The 16,048-nt window shown below is 55.9% G+C and carries 15 protein-coding genes; 4 read left to right on the forward strand and 11 right to left on the reverse strand.

All coding sequences use genetic code 11. From position 1 onward, the window contains the following. Nucleotides 1-202 precede the first annotated feature (202 nt). Nucleotides 203-1,063 carry a carboxylate/amino acid/amine transporter gene (locus EE896_RS18205; protein WP_140916083.1) on the reverse strand — a complete coding sequence of 287 codons (861 nt, stop codon included), beginning with the start codon at nt 1,061-1,063 and terminating at the stop codon, nt 203-205. 375 nt (nt 1,064-1,438) lie between these two features. On the opposite strand from EE896_RS18205, the gene glpT reads away from it, so the two are divergent. Then, nucleotides 1,439-2,779, forward strand: a complete 1,341-nt coding sequence (gene glpT / locus EE896_RS18210) for a glycerol-3-phosphate transporter (protein WP_003854394.1) — start codon at nt 1,439-1,441, stop codon at nt 2,777-2,779. Nucleotides 2,780-2,828: 49 nt separating this feature from the next. Here glpT and yigL read toward each other — a convergent pair whose 3' ends face one another. Together yigL and pldB are read right to left on the reverse strand one after the other, a co-directional pair. Continuing rightward, on the reverse strand, nt 2,829-3,629 hold the full coding sequence (yigL, locus tag EE896_RS18215) for a sugar/pyridoxal phosphate phosphatase YigL (protein WP_003854392.1): 801 nt from the start codon (nt 3,627-3,629) through the stop codon (nt 2,829-2,831). A 51-nt stretch (nt 3,630-3,680) separates the two neighbouring features. Then, on the reverse strand, nt 3,681-4,673 hold the full coding sequence (gene pldB / locus EE896_RS18220; RefSeq protein WP_140916081.1) for a lysophospholipase L2: 993 nt from the start codon (nt 4,671-4,673) through the stop codon (nt 3,681-3,683). 112 nt (nt 4,674-4,785) lie between these two features. On the opposite strand from pldB, the gene rhtB reads away from it, so the two are divergent. Continuing rightward, entirely contained in the window at nt 4,786-5,409 is a 624-nt protein-coding gene (gene rhtB, locus EE896_RS18225; protein ID WP_003854387.1) for a homoserine/homoserine lactone efflux protein, read from the forward strand. Between the two features lie 70 nt (nt 5,410-5,479). Here the strand turns inward: rhtB and EE896_RS18230 are convergent, their stop codons facing one another. The 4 genes from EE896_RS18230 to pldA all read right to left on the reverse strand — a co-directional run bounded on the left by EE896_RS18230 (nt 5,480) and on the right by pldA (nt 9,879). Then, entirely contained in the window at nt 5,480-6,289 is an 810-nt protein-coding gene (locus EE896_RS18230) for a DUF1460 domain-containing protein (RefSeq protein ID WP_140916080.1), read from the reverse strand. A 221-nt stretch (nt 6,290-6,510) separates the two neighbouring features. Next, nucleotides 6,511-7,134, reverse strand: coding sequence for a threonine export protein RhtC (gene rhtC, locus EE896_RS18235; RefSeq protein WP_078805039.1), 624 nt, complete (start codon nt 7,132-7,134; stop codon nt 6,511-6,513). A 12-nt stretch (nt 7,135-7,146) separates the two neighbouring features. After that, nucleotides 7,147-8,976, reverse strand: coding sequence for an ATP-dependent DNA helicase RecQ (gene recQ, locus EE896_RS18240; protein ID WP_003854379.1), 1,830 nt, complete (start codon nt 8,974-8,976; stop codon nt 7,147-7,149). A 24-nt stretch (nt 8,977-9,000) separates the two neighbouring features. Then, complete coding sequence (gene pldA, locus EE896_RS18245) at nt 9,001-9,879, reverse strand: phospholipase A (protein WP_105100011.1); 879 nt, start codon at nt 9,877-9,879, stop codon at nt 9,001-9,003. 194 nt (nt 9,880-10,073) lie between these two features. Here pldA and EE896_RS18250 point away from each other — a divergent pair, with 194 nt between their 5' ends. After that, nucleotides 10,074-10,544 (forward strand): thioesterase family protein, encoded by a 471-nt coding sequence (locus EE896_RS18250; RefSeq protein ID WP_008926441.1) that lies wholly within the window; start codon nt 10,074-10,076, stop codon nt 10,542-10,544. Between the two features lie 23 nt (nt 10,545-10,567). After that, a complete protein-coding gene (gene rarD / locus EE896_RS18255) occupies nt 10,568-11,473 on the forward strand; it encodes an EamA family transporter RarD (RefSeq protein WP_003854374.1) in 906 nt (301 codons plus the stop codon). Here rarD and EE896_RS18260 read toward each other — a convergent pair. From EE896_RS18260 to uvrD, 4 genes are all read right to left on the reverse strand, one after another. Next, on the reverse strand, nt 11,438-12,496 hold the full coding sequence (locus EE896_RS18260) for an AbrB family transcriptional regulator (RefSeq protein WP_003854372.1): 1,059 nt from the start codon (nt 12,494-12,496) through the stop codon (nt 11,438-11,440). The genes rarD and EE896_RS18260 overlap by 36 nt on opposite strands. Before the next feature lie 97 nt (nt 12,497-12,593). Continuing rightward, nucleotides 12,594-13,547 carry a magnesium/cobalt transporter CorA gene (gene corA / locus EE896_RS18265; RefSeq protein WP_003854370.1) on the reverse strand — a complete coding sequence of 318 codons (954 nt, stop codon included), beginning with the start codon at nt 13,545-13,547 and terminating at the stop codon, nt 12,594-12,596. Nucleotides 13,548-13,725: 178 nt separating this feature from the next. Next, the gene (ysgD, locus tag EE896_RS22910) at nt 13,726-13,782 is read right to left on the reverse strand and encodes a YsgD/CorL family protein (protein WP_370581311.1); all 57 of its coding nucleotides are present in this window, start codon (nt 13,780-13,782) and stop codon (nt 13,726-13,728) included. Between the two features lie 67 nt (nt 13,783-13,849). After that, entirely contained in the window at nt 13,850-16,012 is a 2,163-nt protein-coding gene (uvrD, locus tag EE896_RS18270; protein WP_003854368.1) for a DNA helicase II, read from the reverse strand. Nucleotides 16,013-16,048: the final 36 nt, after the last annotated feature.

The raw sequence follows: 16,048 nt of genomic DNA on the forward strand, positions 1-16,048 counted from the left end.
TCCTTCATATTCGCTCTGAGTCCTTTGTTCAACTGCGATGATGCTGTTAAGTCTCCAGGGCTGGCGCGTCTGAAGAGCGAAGCGTCCGAGCCAGGGATGGCCCGGACGATCCACAGGGAGGTGAGATTCCTTCGCGATCGGACGCGCCAGCCCGGGAGGCCGCAGTCCGCCTACAGCAACGGTTTGTCCCAGCACCTAATGATTACCGGTCACTACGCCCCACCACCCACCGCTTATGCACCCACAGCGAGGCGAGGATCACCAGCGCGCCCGCAATAAAGCTCGGCCAGTGCGGCTTCTCCTGCCAGATAGCCAGATTTACCAGCAGCCCGGCGGGAACGTGCATGTTATTCATAATGCCCAGCGTACCGGCATCGACCTGCGTCGCACCGTAATTCCACATAAAATAGCCGAGACCGGAAGCTGCCACCCCCAGCCAGACCAGAATGCCCCACTGCAATGAAGTCGTCGGCAACTTCTGCGGGTTACCCCAGGCACACCAGGCGATCACCGCAATCAACACTGCCCCCAGATAGAACCAGGAGAAAGCGGTATGCTGCGGCATGGGTCGGGTCTCCTGCAGACGCTTATAACCTACCATTCCCGCCGCAAAGCAGATGTTTGCCAGCTGCACTAACAGCAGGCCAAACCAGAAATGATCGCTGACTTTGTCATAGCGAATAATGGCCGCGCCTGCCACCGCCAGCAACGCACTGAAGATATAGCCGATGCGCAACGGACGACGGCTGATCAGATCATAAATCAGCGTCACGTAGAGCGGGGTCATCACCGTAAACAGCAGGAACTCCGACACGCTCAGGTAGAGATAGGCTTCGAAGCTCAGCAGATACATCACGCCCAGCTGCAACATCCCCACCAGCATATAAAGCAGCAATGTCGAAGGGCGATGGCCGCGCCAGCGCAGGAAAGGGAGAAACACCAGCGCAGCAAGCGCCAGACGCATGAGCACAGAGAACCAGCTGTCTACCTGACCGGCAAGATACTCGCCAATCAGGCTGAACGAAAAGGACCACAGAATGGTGGTAATAATCAATAAAAACACGGTGACGATCCCGAAATAAACAGGCCGTCAGTGTAAACAATGTGCAGCCCTCAGGCTGTTAAATCTGGTTGACATCTGATTACTAACCAGGCGATTAAAACGCCCGAAAAATGACTTGTTTACACTTACTGACATAAGCGGTGCCGGAATGGGTTTTATGCCAGATAAAATGTGCGAAATGATCCATCGGATGATCATATTCGCTCTCAACTGTAATAAAACTGTAACAAATGTGTCACTCATCACAGTAACGTTGCGCAACTAACACTATTCTTTGCGCGAAATGGAACATCCTGCGTCCATTTTTTTCTGCTCTTTTCCTGCCCCAACCTGCTGGGAATAAAAAACCATAATGTGCCCTGGAGGGCCTCACTGATGCTGAGCATTTTTAAACCTGCACCACGTCAGCCGCAGGTGGCGGAGGATCATGTCGATCCGCTCTACCGTCGCCTGCGCTGGCAAATTTTCATCGGGATCTTCTTTGGTTACGCGGCCTACTATCTGGTCAGGAAAAACTTCGCACTCGCCATGCCCTATCTGGTGGAGCAGGGTTTTTCACGTGGCGATCTCGGTTTTGCCTTATCCGGCATCTCCATTGCCTACGGCTTTTCAAAATTCATCATGGGCTCGGTCTCTGACCGATCAAACCCGCGCGTCTTCTTACCGGCTGGCCTGATTCTGGCAGCAGCAGTGATGCTGATTATGGGATTTGTCCCCTGGGCGACGTCCAGCATCATGGTGATGTTCGTGCTGCTGTTTGTCTGCGGCTGGTTCCAGGGCATGGGCTGGCCACCCTGTGGACGTACCATGGTTCACTGGTGGTCGCAGAAGGAGCGCGGCAGGATTGTCTCGGTCTGGAACTGTGCGCATAACGTGGGCGGCGGTATTCCGCCTCTGCTGTTCCTGCTCGGCATGGCCTGGTTCAACGACTGGAAAGCAGCACTTTACATGCCAGCGTTTGGCGCGATTGCCATTGCAATTCTGGCCTTTGCGCTGATGCGGGACACCCCACAATCCTGTGGTCTGCCGCCGATTGAAGAGTACAAAAACGACTATCCGCCTGATTACGATGCCAGCCACGAAGAGGAGCTGACGGCAAAACAGATCTTCATGAAGTATGTGCTGCCAAACAAATTGCTGTGGTACATCGCGCTGGCCAACGTCTTTGTCTACCTGCTGCGCTACGGCATTCTCGACTGGTCGCCGACCTATCTGCGCGAAGTAAAACACTTCACGCTGGATAAATCGTCGTGGGCCTACTTCCTCTATGAATATGCGGGGATTCCGGGCACGCTGCTGTGTGGCTGGATGTCGGACAAAGTGTTCCGCGGCAATCGCGGTGCAACCGGGGTGTTCTTTATGACGCTGGTGACCATTGCAACTGTGATCTACTGGCTCAACCCGGCGGGTAATCCTGGCGTCGACATGGCCTGCATGATCGTGATTGGCTTCCTGATCTACGGCCCGGTGATGCTGATTGGTCTGCATGCTCTGGAACTGGCACCGAAAAAAGCGGCGGGCACGGCAGCGGGCTTCACCGGCCTGTTCGGCTATCTGGGCGGATCGGTGGCGGCCAGCGCCATTGTCGGTTACACCGTCGATTATTTCGGCTGGGACGGCGGCTTCATGGTGATGATTGCGGGCTGCGTGCTGGCGGTTATTCTGCTGTTACTGACCATGGTCAGCGAACACAAACACAAAAAGACCCTCGCCTGACGGCCATAAAAACAGGGCCGGATAACCGGCCCTGTTTTACGCTGACGGCTTAAGCCAGATAGAGCGTGCGAAGCATCTGCGGCACCGCATCATCGGCATTCGACCCAATCACATCCAGCGCTGGCAGCGTATCTTTCAACCGCTGATGGGCGTTCTGCATGATAAAGCCTTTACCCGCCATACTCAGCATCTCCACATCATTCATGCCGTCGCCAAAAGCGATACAGCTTTTCAGCGTATGGCCCAGCGTCTTCGCGACCGCCTCCAGCGCATGCCCTTTCGACACGCCGCCCGCCATCACTTCCAGACAGGTGGGCAGCGAGAAACTGACATTAACCCGGTCGCCCCAGCGCGCTTCAATCGCCTGCTCCATCGGAATCAGATGCTCAGGATTTTCGCAGGTGAAGAAAACCTTGCTGATGTTATCAGTAGGCAACAGACCCGGCTCATAGACCTGATAGTTGAAGACCGACTCGCGGAAATAGTCCTGCTCCGCCGGGCTTGAACGGCTGACAAACCACTCATCGTCGCGGTAAACGTGCGTCAGAATATCGCTGTGATGATACTGCAGACCAAACAGATCGCTGGCGATGTCCTCATCCAGATTATGACTGAACACCAGTTCGCCCTGTGCGTTGTGCACGCGCGCGCCGTTTGAGGTGATCATATAGGCAGGAATGGCCAGGCTGTCGCGCATCTGTCCGACATCAATATGATGACGGCCAGTGGCGAACACAAAGTGAATATCTTTCGCGACCAGCTGCTGCAGTGTTTCACGCGCAAAAGGGGTCAGACGATGTTCGGGAGAAAGCAGCGTGCCATCCAGATCGGATGCAACGATGTGATACATGAAAACCTCGGGTATCTGGTTCTGCCGGTTTAACCGGTCGGATAAAAAACGTCAGTGGTGCGATGAAAAAAAGTCGACCACTGCATTGAGTGCTTCGGCGCGCATCTCATCCTTTTCAAACAGGATCTCATGACGCGCACCCTCGATCACCCGTGGCTTATTGCCCTCACACGGATGACCCGCCGCGGCCATTGCGGCACAAAACAGATCCTGTGAACGATTGTCGACCACCCGATCGTCGCTGGCCTGTAACAGCAGTAGCGGCGTGGTGATCTTATCGACCTGACTGATAATATTGCGACCGGCATGGATGCCTTCACGCACCCAGTGGTAGGTTGGCCCGCCGACGCGAATTGCCGGATCGTCCGCATAAAATCGCAGGTTTCGCCGGTAACGCTCGGTGCTGTGCGTCAGCCGGTTAATGCCAAACGGGTGCGCGCGCCAGCGTCCGGTGCCGAGCGCATAGCCATCGCGCATAGCCGGACGTTTCTCCGCCCAGTCAAGAAGCCGATGGGCCAGAAATGAGGGCAGCGGCAAGGCAATGCCAAACATCGGCGCCACTAACGCTGCCGCATGAAACGCCTGCGGCTGACGCGCCAGGAACAGCGTTAAGATTGCGCCACCCATCGAGTGAGCCAGCGCATAGCGCTGCTGATAGTGACCGCTGACAATTTCTTTAAGATAGAGCGTTTCAAGATCGTCGACGTAATGGGTAAATTCTGCCACGTGACCGCGGTGTGAATCTTCCAGCAGGCGATCGGAACGCCCCTGACCGCGATGGTCCAGGATCACCACATCAAATCCGCAGTAAAACAGATCGTACGCCAGCTCAGGATATTTTATGTAACTCTCGATGCGTCCCGGCACAATCAGGATCACACGCTTATGTTGCGGCGATGTGAAGCGGACATAGCGCAGTGTCAGATTTCCTACGCCGGTAAACTCCCGTTCTTCACGACTGTGCCAGAAATCGAGCAGCGGCCCGGTGGCGAAGGCAGCAAAGGCTTTTTCACGTCGCAGCCAACTGGCTTTGTGTTGATTCATTCGCCCTCCTGATGACCGGATACTGAGTCATGAATGCCATGCGCAGGCCGTAGCGTCGCGCTTATTTCTGGCGTATTGTGTCACAATTCCGTTACTAAAGAGAGCCTGACCCATGACCATCGAATGGTGGCTGACCTATCTGCTTACCACCACAATTCTCAGCCTGTCGCCTGGCTCCGGGGCAATCAACACCATGAGTACCGGTATCAGCCACGGCTATCGCGGCACGGTAGCGTCCATCTCCGGTTTGCAGGTCGGCCTGGCACTGCACATCGTGCTGGTCGGTATCGGTCTGGGCGCGTTGTTTTCTCAGTCGCTGCTGGCATTTGAAATTCTGAAATGGGCCGGTGCAGCCTATCTGGTCTGGCTGGGTATTCAGCAATGGCGCTCCGCAGGTGGCATCGATCTGGATGCGGTCGCCAAAGCGATGCCGCGTCGTCGCCTGTTCAAACGCGCCGTGCTGGTTAACCTGACCAACCCGAAAAGTATCGTCTTTCTGGCCGCCCTGTTCCCGCAGTTTATCCAGCCGCATCAGCCGTTGTTTATGCAGTATCTGGTGCTGGGCGTGACCACCGTGGTGGTCGATATCATCGTGATGATTGGCTACGCCACGCTGGCAACGCGGATTGCTGGCTGGATTAAAGGGCCAAAACAGATGAAGTTGATGAACCGCATTTTCGGTGGTCTGTTTATGGCGGTGGGCGCGCTGCTGGCCAGCGCCAGAAAGATCGCGTAAGGCCTTACGCGCCGACACGCTGAGGTCGGCGCGATCCTTCCCTGCATCACATCCCCTCTCCCTGGCGACACTACGGCGCGGTCAATGGCACCGCACGCAACACAATAATGCCCGGTTTTGATCGCATATACTCCCTGAATGGCGTATCGACCACTTTGCGATGAGCGGCCAGCGAAGAGGCGTTCCTGAACCACAACCGTCCATCATGCCAGACGGCAATCCCGACGTGCGACACATCCAGCCCCTGAGCATTGGTATAAACGCCAATGTAATCGCCGGTCTGAATCTGCTTCAGTACCAGCGATGTGATCGCGCGAGCTGGGATGTAAGTTATGCGTCGGGGAACCACACCCAGACCGGGCAGCCTTTCTTTTCCGCTGACCTCACGATTCAGTTGCTTCACCACCGTCACCGCATCCGGGCTGAGTGTGCGGGTTATGTCAGTGGCATTACGCGGGCTTTCAGCAAACCAGTCGGAAAAAAAGTGACGCCGTTTCAGGTAGCTGACCTCTCCGCCCGCGTAACGCGTCCGAATCAGGTTAGCCTCAAAGCTGGCGCGATCGTGGCTGCGGCTTAGCGCCTGAACGTAATCAAGCAGCGTGAAACAATCCACTCCGTTGAAATTGATCACCAGCGCTTCTGGTGTTTCGGGTGAGCCGATCAGCGTATCCGCCTGATAAGGCGTACCGAGAAACGCAGCGGAGATCTGGTTAATTCTTTCGCCCTGCTGCTGCTCATACACCGGAGGCAACTGCGCCAGGATGGCCGATACCCTGTCTCCCTTCACCTGGTCAGGAACGCGATAATGGACAGCCTCAGGCGCGACGCAGGCGCTGATGCAGAACGCGATTAACAACACTAACAGGGGTTTTGTGTTCATTATCATCTCCATGAAAACAGAGTCCGTCGATACGATCATACCGGAGGTGAAGGTTTCATTAATCAAAGAAGGGTGACGATTTATACGCGGTTGTAACAGTGGGGCGTTAACAGGTGCAGTTTGTGACAGTCGTCAAGCACGTGAAGTTCAGAGAGATACCACAGGCAATGAAGTTTTGCCGGATGCGCAATGCGCTCTCCGGCATAAAGGGATTGCAGCGCTTAACGCGAAATAATCAGATGGATACCAAAACCGGCAAACAGGACACCTGCCATGCCATCGACCCATTTCGCCAGCCGCTGATAGCGGGTGCGAATCCACGGCAGCGCAAAAATCGCCGCCACCAGGGTAAACCAGGCAAAGGTTTCACCAATAATCAGCAGGAACAGGCCCCAGCGCTCTGCCGAACCCACATCATCACCGACGAACAGCGAGAAGACGCTACCGAAGTAAATAATCGCTTTAGGATTCGACAGGTTCGTCAGCAGGCCTTTGAGAAAGCTCATTCCGCGTTTCGGCAGCTCAACTACGGGCTCATCCTGCTGCGGCTGTTTGTGTCGCTGACGTGCCGAACACATCAGCTGCCAGCCCATCCACAACAGATAGAGTCCACCACCGACCATGATGACCTGATGCAGCCACGCCATTTTTTCCAGAATCAGATGCAGTCCCATCAGCGCCACGCCCGCCCAGACAACGATACCCAGCGTAATACCCAGTACCCCCATCATCGCCTCTTTACGCGAGCGGCTGGCGGCGGTTTGCGATACGAAAAAGAAATCAGGGCCGGGGCTCATCAATGCCACCAGATGAACCAGCGCAACCGTTGCGAATAACATCAGCATAATCAGTGTCCTTTATTCTTCATCATCAAGATGCTCTTTGATCATCACCAGGAAAGGTTTGCCAAAGCGCTCCAGTTTGCGGTGGCCCACGCCGTTGACGCTGAGCATCTCCGACGCGCTGACCGGCATCTGTTCTGCCATCTCTATCAGTGTGGCGTCATTGAACACCACATAGGGGGGAATATTCTCTTCGTCGGCGATCGCTTTTCGCAGCTTACGCAGCTTGGCGAACAGCTTGCGGTCGTAATTGCCACCGAGAAACTTCGCCGGACTGCTGCTTTTTGTTTTCGCAGTAATCAATCGCGGCACTGCCAGCATCAGTGGCACTTCACCGCGCAGCACCGGGCGCGCTGCTTCGGTCAACTGCAACGCCGAATGCATAGCGATGTTCTGCGTCACCAGCCCCAGATGGATTAACTGACGTAACACACTGACCCAGTGTTCGTGACTCTGGTCTTTGCCCAGCCCATAAACCGGCAGTTTGTCATGACCCTGTTCACGAATACGCTGATTATTAGACCCGCGCAGCACCTCAACGATATAGCCCATGCCAAAACGCTGACCAACACGGTAGATACCGGAAAGCGCTTTTTGCGCTTCAACCAGACCGTCATAGCGTTTAGGCGGATCGAGACAGATATCGCAGTTGCCGCATGGCTGCTGGCGACCCTCGCCAAAATAGTTCAGCAGCACCAGACGCCGGCAGGTCTGCGCTTCCGCAAACGCGCCCATCGCATTGAGCTTGTGGCGTTCAATATCCTGCAGCGGCCCTGGCACTTTCTCTTCGAGGCATTTACGCAACCAGGCCATATCGGCCGGATCGTAGAGCATCATCGCTTCGGCGGGCAGACCATCACGTCCGGCCCGGCCGGTTTCCTGATAATAGGACTCAATATTACGCGGAATATCGAAGTGAACGACAAAACGGACGTTGGGTTTGTTGATACCCATGCCAAAGGCCACCGTCGCCACCACGATTTGCAGATCGTCACGTTGAAACGCTTCCTGCACCCGGCCACGCTGTTCGCTATCGATTCCGGCATGATAGGCGCCCACGCTGAATCCACGGCTTTGCAGACGCGCGGCGGTGTCTTCCACCTTCGCCCGGCTGTTGCAGTAGATAATGCCGCACTTACCGCGCTGATCCTGAACGTAGCGCAGCAGCTGATCGGTGGGTTTAAATTTCTCCACCAGCGTGTAACGGATATTAGGACGGTCAAAGCTGCTGATCTGGATCAGCGGATCCTGCATGTGCAGCAGGTTAACGATGTCATTGCGGGTGGTTTCATCCGCCGTCGCGGTCAGTGCCATCACCGGTAATTCCGGGAAGCGCTGACGCATCTTTCCGAGTGCGCCATATTCCGGACGGAAATCGTGGCCCCACTGGGAAATGCAGTGCGCTTCGTCCACTGCCAGCATCGCGGGCTGCCAGTGCGCCAGACTTTCCAGGAAGTTATCCATCATCAGGCGTTCGGGAGCGATATAAAGTAGCTTAACCCGACCGGTACGGCAGTCTGCCATCACCGTCTGCTGCTGATCGCGCGTCATGGTGGAGTTGAGATACGCTGCCGCCACGCCATTCGCCAGCAGCTGATCGACCTGATCTTTCATCAGAGAGATCAGCGGTGACACCACCAGCGTCAGTCCCTCGCGCACCAGCGCCGGAATCTGATAACAAAGCGATTTCCCCCCGCCAGTGGGCATCACCACCAGGCAATCGCGCCCGCTTAGCGCCTGATGAATGATCGTCTGCTGACCGGGACGAAAATGCTGATAGCCGAAGGTATCCTGCAATACCTGCTGCGCCAGCGCTTCCTGATTGAGAACTGCCGAGGTTGCCACGCGATTCCTGTCTTACGTTTGAGATTAGAACAAGTCGTTAAGCGTTACACCCACACCCAGACGCGTCTGGCGATGGTTGTAATCGATCAGTGATTCACCGTAACCGCTAAATACCTGAGTATAGAAGCGAACGTGTTCAGTGATAGGGTAGCTCCAGCCCATTGTCGCGCCGCCATAACCGCTGTTCCAGTTATAGTTGCCCTCAACGCTGAAAATACTGTCGCCTAGCCGGTAGCCCACTTTGGCACGGTAATAACCCATGTATTTGGTGATATCAGGATTATCATCGCTGCTCTCCCCTTCCGGGATGCGATACCAGGGTTTGATTTCCGCCAGGAAGTTACCGTTCTCCGCCATCAGACGCGCATAAACACGGTTCCAGCTGCGCGAAGTCGGATCGCTTCGTCCATTGGACTGATGATTCAGACCCACTTCAACATCCCGTAAGGTCCAGCCCGCCAGTGAATAGTCGGTTGCCCAGCCGAGGAAGATCTGGGGTTCATAGTTGGTTTCGCGGAATGGCGAAGACTCCGCGCTATTCGACAGCTGCCACCAGGAACGCTGTGTATAAGAGGCCGCCAGGACGGAGTTGTCGCCCAGAATACCGCGCCATAACGGAAATGCCAGACTGAGCTGGAATTTCACTTCATCTTTACGGGCATTTTCTCCCCAGTTATAGGATGAGATCGCCTCTTTATTCAGATCGCTGGTATAGGTGTAGAGCAGATAGTTGTTCTCGTAAGGATAGAGAACAAACGGGTTGTCGTGCTTCTCCAGCAGGTTAGCAATAATGCTGCCCTGGACCTGTGGCGCGTCATGAACCTCTTTAATCTGGGCTTCATCCGCCTGCGCCAGCGCAGGAAATATCAACATTGCCGCCAGCAAGGCGCGATGCTTACGCATAGAATTCTCCGGTGAGCAACTGCGTATCAGAATAACTGAAAGGGTGTCGTAAAAAGCAGGCCATTCTACACACAAATGGCAGCGAGCATGAGTGCTGATTTCTTAAACTGGAAACACCCTCGCAGGCGTCATAGAATACACAACTCATTAACGTTCCGCGCCCCTCTGGCCCGATTTTTTCAGGACACATCATCATGTCATCACCCGTGCTGACACAGCAGGACGCTCGTAAGCTGGTCGGCGAAATTTTCGTTTATCACATGCCGTTTAATCAGGCGCTGGGCCTGGAGCTGCTGCGCCTTGACGCAGACTACGCAGAGATCAGTTTCAATAACAAAACCATGCTGGTAGGTAACCAGGCACAGCAGATTCTGCACGGCGGTGTTATCGCCTCGGTACTGGATGTCGCTGCGGGCATGGTCTGCGTCAGTAATGCGCTAACCCGTCAGGAGAGCATCACTGAGGAGGAGCTGCGCCAGCGTCTGTCGCGCATGGGCACCATTGATATGCGTGTCGACTATTTACGTCCCGGACGCGGTGAACGCTTCATCGCCACCAGCAGCCTGCTGCGTGCCGGTAACAAAGTCGGAGTGGCTCGGGTGGAGCTGCACAATCAACAGGGCGACTACATCGCTACGGCGACTGCCACCTATCTTATCGGCTAACCACGACACTGAATGGATCGCATATGGATACGCAACAAACCCGGCAGGGCGTTGGCTTTGCACTGGGCGCTTACTTTATCTGGGGCATTGCGCCCGCCTATTTCAAGCTAGTGAAACAGGTTCCCGCGACAGAAATCATGACGCATCGCGTGATCTGGTCTGCGCTCTTTATGCTGTTGCTGATTACCCTGAGCCGCAGCTGGCCCGGTGTACGCAGCGTATTGCGCCAGCCCCGAAAAGTGCTGATGCTGGCGCTGACAGCAGTGACGATCGGCGGCAACTGGCTGCTGTTCATCTGGGCGGTCAACAATCAGCATATGCTGGAAGCCAGCCTCGGTTACTTTATTAACCCGCTGATTAACGTGGTGTTCGGCATGCTGTTTCTGCGCGAACGCTTTCGTCGCCTGCAGTGGCTGGCCGTACTGCTGGCAGCCGTCGGCGTGCTGGTGCAGCTGTGGCAGTTTGGATCGTTACCGATTATCGCGCTGGGCCTGGCGCTGAGCTTTGCCCTCTACGGTCTTTTGCGCAAAAAGATTCAGGTCGATGCGCAGAGCGGTATGCTGATTGAAACCCTGTGGCTGTTCCCGCTGGCGGCGATTTACCTGTTTGGCTTTGCCGACAGCGCCACCAGCCATTTATCGGCTAACCCGCTGAGCCTCAACCTGAAGCTGATTGCGGCCGGCATTGTTACCACCATTCCACTGATGCTGTTTGCGGCGGCCTGCAGCCGACTGCGACTCTCCACCGTGGGCTTCTTCCAGTACCTCGGCCCGACGCTGATGTTTGTCCTGGCGGTGGTGTTTTACGGTGAAACCATCACGCCAGACAAGCTGGTGACCTTTGCCTTCATCTGGCTGGCGCTGCTGGTGTTTGTCTGCGATGCGGTGGCGTTTTCATTCCGCTCCCGTTCCCGTGCGCGCGTAGCGTGAAATAAAGCGCGCTAAAGCCGGGCCGGTCAGCAGGATGGTAAAGAGACGCAACGTCTGCATCGCCATCACAAACGCCATATTGACCTGCGTGCCTGCAGCAATAATCGCCACCGTGTCCAGTCCGCCTGGACTGGTGGCGAGATAAGCCGTCATCAGATCGATATCCAGCATTCGGGTCAGCATCCACGCCAGCCCGCCACACAACAACATCAACCCGAAGATCGAGGCCAGCATTTGCGGCAGCGTGCGCAGTGCCAGCAGAAAAATCGGGCGGGTGAAACGCAGTCCCACGCTCCAGCCAATCAGCGCATAGGCCACGGCCAGCAACCATTCCGGCACCTGTAATATCGCGATATGACTGCTGTTCAGTGCCGCACCCGCCAGTGCGGGCAGCAGCAACGCGCCAGAAGGAATGCGCAGTCGTGTGCCCAGCCATGCGCCCAGCAGCATGACGACCAGGGTAATGGCAAAACCGCGATTCAGCGCCGGAAACCAGAGCAGCGACACGCTGTGTGCTTCATCGCCCAGCCCGATGCGCGCCACCAGCGCGGCCGCCGAGGCGACAAACAGCACCCGCAGATACTGCATAAACGCCACCAGCCGGACGTCAGCGCCAAAGTCACCCGCCATCGCCACCATGGCCGATGCTCCCCCCGGCGACGATCCCCATGCGCCGGTCGGGCCAGGCAGATGACTGAAGCGCACCAGCAGAAAACCGGACAAGCCACTGGCCGCCAGCGTCAGCAACAGCACCGCCAGTACGATCGGCCAGTCCTGAATCAGCGGTGTCAGAATCGAAGGTGACAGGCTTTGCGCAATCATGCAGCCCAGAACGGCCTGAGCAACCAGGAAGAACCGTTTATCAATGCGCAGCGTGGCACCTGATAGCCCCATCACCACGCCCACGATCATCGGTCCCAGTAACAGCGCGGCAGGCACATGAAAATAGTGCAGCACCGCACCCAGCAACACTGAGACCAGCAACAGCAGCGTCCACTGCGCGCGCAACGAAAAAGCGTCCATAAGAAGTTAATTATTTGTAAAAAAAGGAGGGTCAGAGTACGCAGAAACGGGGATGAGAGCCAGCAAAACGGGCCATCTAAGATGGCCCGTGGCTGTTTTAAAGCCAGTTTTTACGCTTGAAGTAGAGATAAGGTGCCAGTCCGGCAAGAATCATCAGGCCGATAGCCGCAGGATAACCAAAGCTCCACTTCAGTTCCGGCATAAACTCGAAGTTCATCCCGTAGCTGGAAGCCACCAGCGTTGGCGGCAGAAATACCACGGAGACCACGGAGAAGATCTTGATGATGCGGTTCTGCTCGATATTGATAAAGCCCATTGCCGCCTGCATCAGGAAGTTCACCTTCTGGAACAGCGATTCGTTATGCGGCAGGAGCGATTCGATATCGCGCAGAATTTCACGTGCCTGCTCCAGCTGATTGCCCGGCAGGCGCGCTTTACGCACCAGGAAGTTCAGCGCGCGCTGGGTATCCATCAGACAGAGGCGCACTTTCCAGCCGATATCTTCCAGTTCCGCTAACCGCGACAGCGCCTGATCGTACTCTTCGCCCTGCTGACCTTCCATGATCACCCGGCTGAGTTTCTCCAGCGCGCTGTAGATGTTCTCGATTTCATCGGCAAGCTGTTCGATTTTGGTTTCAAACAGGTCGAGCAGCAGCTCAAAGGCATTGCCGTCGATCAGCGTCTGGTTACGGGCGCGCATACGATAGAGGCGAAAAGCGGGCAGTTCGCGTTCGCGCAGTGTATAGAGGCGGCCTTCACGGATGGTGAACGCCACAGTAGAGTTACCGGCGTGATCGTCAGCATCTTCATAGAAGAAGAAGGAGTGAATATGCAGACCATCTTCATCTTCGAAGAAACGTGCTGAGGCCTCAATGTCTTCCAGCTCAGGCCGTGTTGCCAGGCTCTGACCCAGTTCTGACTGCACCCGATCACGTTCGCCCTCTTCCGGTTCAATAAGATCGACCCAGACGGAGGTGGTCAGTTTGTCGTTTTCGTCTTCCAGCTCCAGTCGCGTCAGGCGGCTGTGATCCAGTTTAAATGCGCTCAGCATAGCAATACTCCCCATTGCAGACTAAATGGGACAAGGCAGTCCGCCGTTCCTCAACATAGAACGTACGGCCTGAACACGGAAACAGAGTTTCAGAGATAAATCAGTGCTGACTCGTGCGACGGAATCAAAAAGGGAGGTCGCTGATAACCGCTAAGGCTACCCGCGTAAAGAGGTAGCCTTAGATGTTATTCCTGGTATCCAGGTCATCGAGCCAGCATCGACTGGGCGTGTCCAAGGCATTGTCCTCTCATGATAATAGTGGGCGCATGTTACGCTGAGACGAAAAAGCCGTCAACCGCACGCTAAAGCGTTTCCAGCTTCGCGTAAGCCGCCACCAGCCACTTGATTCCCTGCCCCTGAAACGCCACCTGCAGGCGGCTGTGTTCACCGCTGCCTTCCAGATTAATGATGGTGCCTTCGCCAAATTTCGCGTGATGAACACGCTGACCCAGCGCGAATCCGCTGTCATTTTTGGTCACCGGGGCACCCATCCGCTGATGGTTTACCGGACGGCTCACGCTGGCGCGCAGACGCACTTCTTCGATGCACGCTTCGGGCAGTTCGCCGATGAAACGGGAAGGCCGGTGATACACTTCCTTACCATAGAGTCGGCGGGTTTCAGCGTAGGTCAGCGTCAGCTTCATCATGGCACGTGTTACGCCGACATAAGCCAGACGACGCTCCTCTTCCAGACGTCCGCCTTCATCCAGCGACATCTGGCTCGGGAACATCCCCTCTTCCATGCCGACAATAAAGACCTGGCTAAACTCCAGCCCTTTCGCCGAGTGCAGCGTCATCAACTGAACCGCATCCTGCCACTTGTCCGCCTGACCTTCACCCGCTTCAAGGGCGGCATGGGACAAGAAGGCCTGCAGCGGCATCAGATCTTCATCTTCGTCCTGATAGCTGAACTGGCGTGTTGCCGTCACCAGCTCCTCAAGGTTTTCGATACGCGCCTGGCCCTTCTCACCTTTTTCCTGCTCATACATCAGCCACAGGCCTGAGTCTTTAATGACCCGGTCAGTCTGAACATGCAGCGGTAAATCGGCGGTTTCGGTAGCCAGTGAATCGACCAGCTCACAGAAGCGTTGCAGCGCAGACGCGGCACGGCCAGCCAGCGCGCGGCTTTGCAGCAGTTCGCGCGTGGCCTGCCACAACGTCATCTGACGCTCACGGGCGGTCTGACGCACCACGTCGAGCGTGCGATCGCCCACGCCACGTGTCGGGGTATTTACCACGCGCTCAAAGGCCGCGTCGTCATTGCGGTTCGCCATCAGACGCAGATAGGAGAGCGCATCTTTGATCTCCTGGCGTTCGAAGAAGCGCATGCCGCCATAAATACGGTACGGCATGCTGCTTTGCAGCAGCGCCTCTTCCAGCACACGCGACTGGGCGTTGCTGCGATAGAGAATGGCGCAGTCGTTGAGCGCGCCGCCGTTCTCCATCCAGACCTTGATGCGGTTAACCACAAAGCGTGCTTCATCCAGCTCATTAAAGGCGCAATAGATAGAGATTGGCTCACCATCGCTGCCTTCAGTCCAGAGCTCTTTACCCAGGCGGCCATTGTTGTTGGCGATCAGGGCATTGGCGGCTTTCAGGATGTTATTGGTTGAGCGATAGTTCTGCTCCAGACGAATGGTTTCCGCGCCAGGGAAATCCTGCAGGAAGCGCTGGATATTCTCGACCTGCGCGCCGCGCCAGCCGTAGATAGACTGGTCATCATCGCCTACGATGATCACACGACCGCTGTCACCCGCCAGCATCCGAATCCAGGCGTACTGAATGTTGTTGGTATCCTGAAACTCATCCACCAGCACGTTGGTAAAACGTTCGCGGTAGTGATTAAGAATGTGCGGCTTGTTGAGCCACAGCTCATGGGCGCGCAGCAGCAGCTCAGCGAAATCGACTAGACCGGCGCGATCACAGGCTTCCTGATAGGCCTGATAAATGCGCAGCCAGGTCTGCTCAATCGGATTGCCGTAGCTTTCAATATGCTTTGGCCGCAGGCCTTCATCTTTTTTGCCGTTGATGTACCACATGCCCTGACGCGCAGGCCACTGCTTGTCATCAAGGTTCATGGATTTAATCAGGCGCTTAAGCAGACGCAGCTGATCTTCACTGTCGAGGATCTGAAAATCCTGCGGCAGACCGGCATCAAGATGGTGAGCGCGCAGTAAACGGTGCGCCAGGCCGTGGAAGGTGCCGATCCACATCCCGCCCTGACTGGTGCCGATCAGATGCTCGATACGGTGACGCATCTCCGCGGCCGCTTTGTTGGTAAAGGTCACCGCCATAATTGAATAGGGAGAGCAATTCTCCACCGACATCAGCCAGGCAATGCGATGCACCAGCACCCGCGTTTTACCACTGCCCGCGCCTGCCAGCACCAGCAGGTTACTGCGCGGAGCCGCAACGGCAGCGCGCTGATTGTCATTCAAACCATCGAGCAGTTCAGAAACGTCCATAAGCACCGTTTACCAGAGAAAAAGCGTCGTCGTCGC

This window comes from Pantoea eucalypti, assembly GCF_009646115.1.
Lineage (GTDB): Bacteria > Pseudomonadota > Gammaproteobacteria > Enterobacterales > Enterobacteriaceae > Pantoea > Pantoea eucalypti.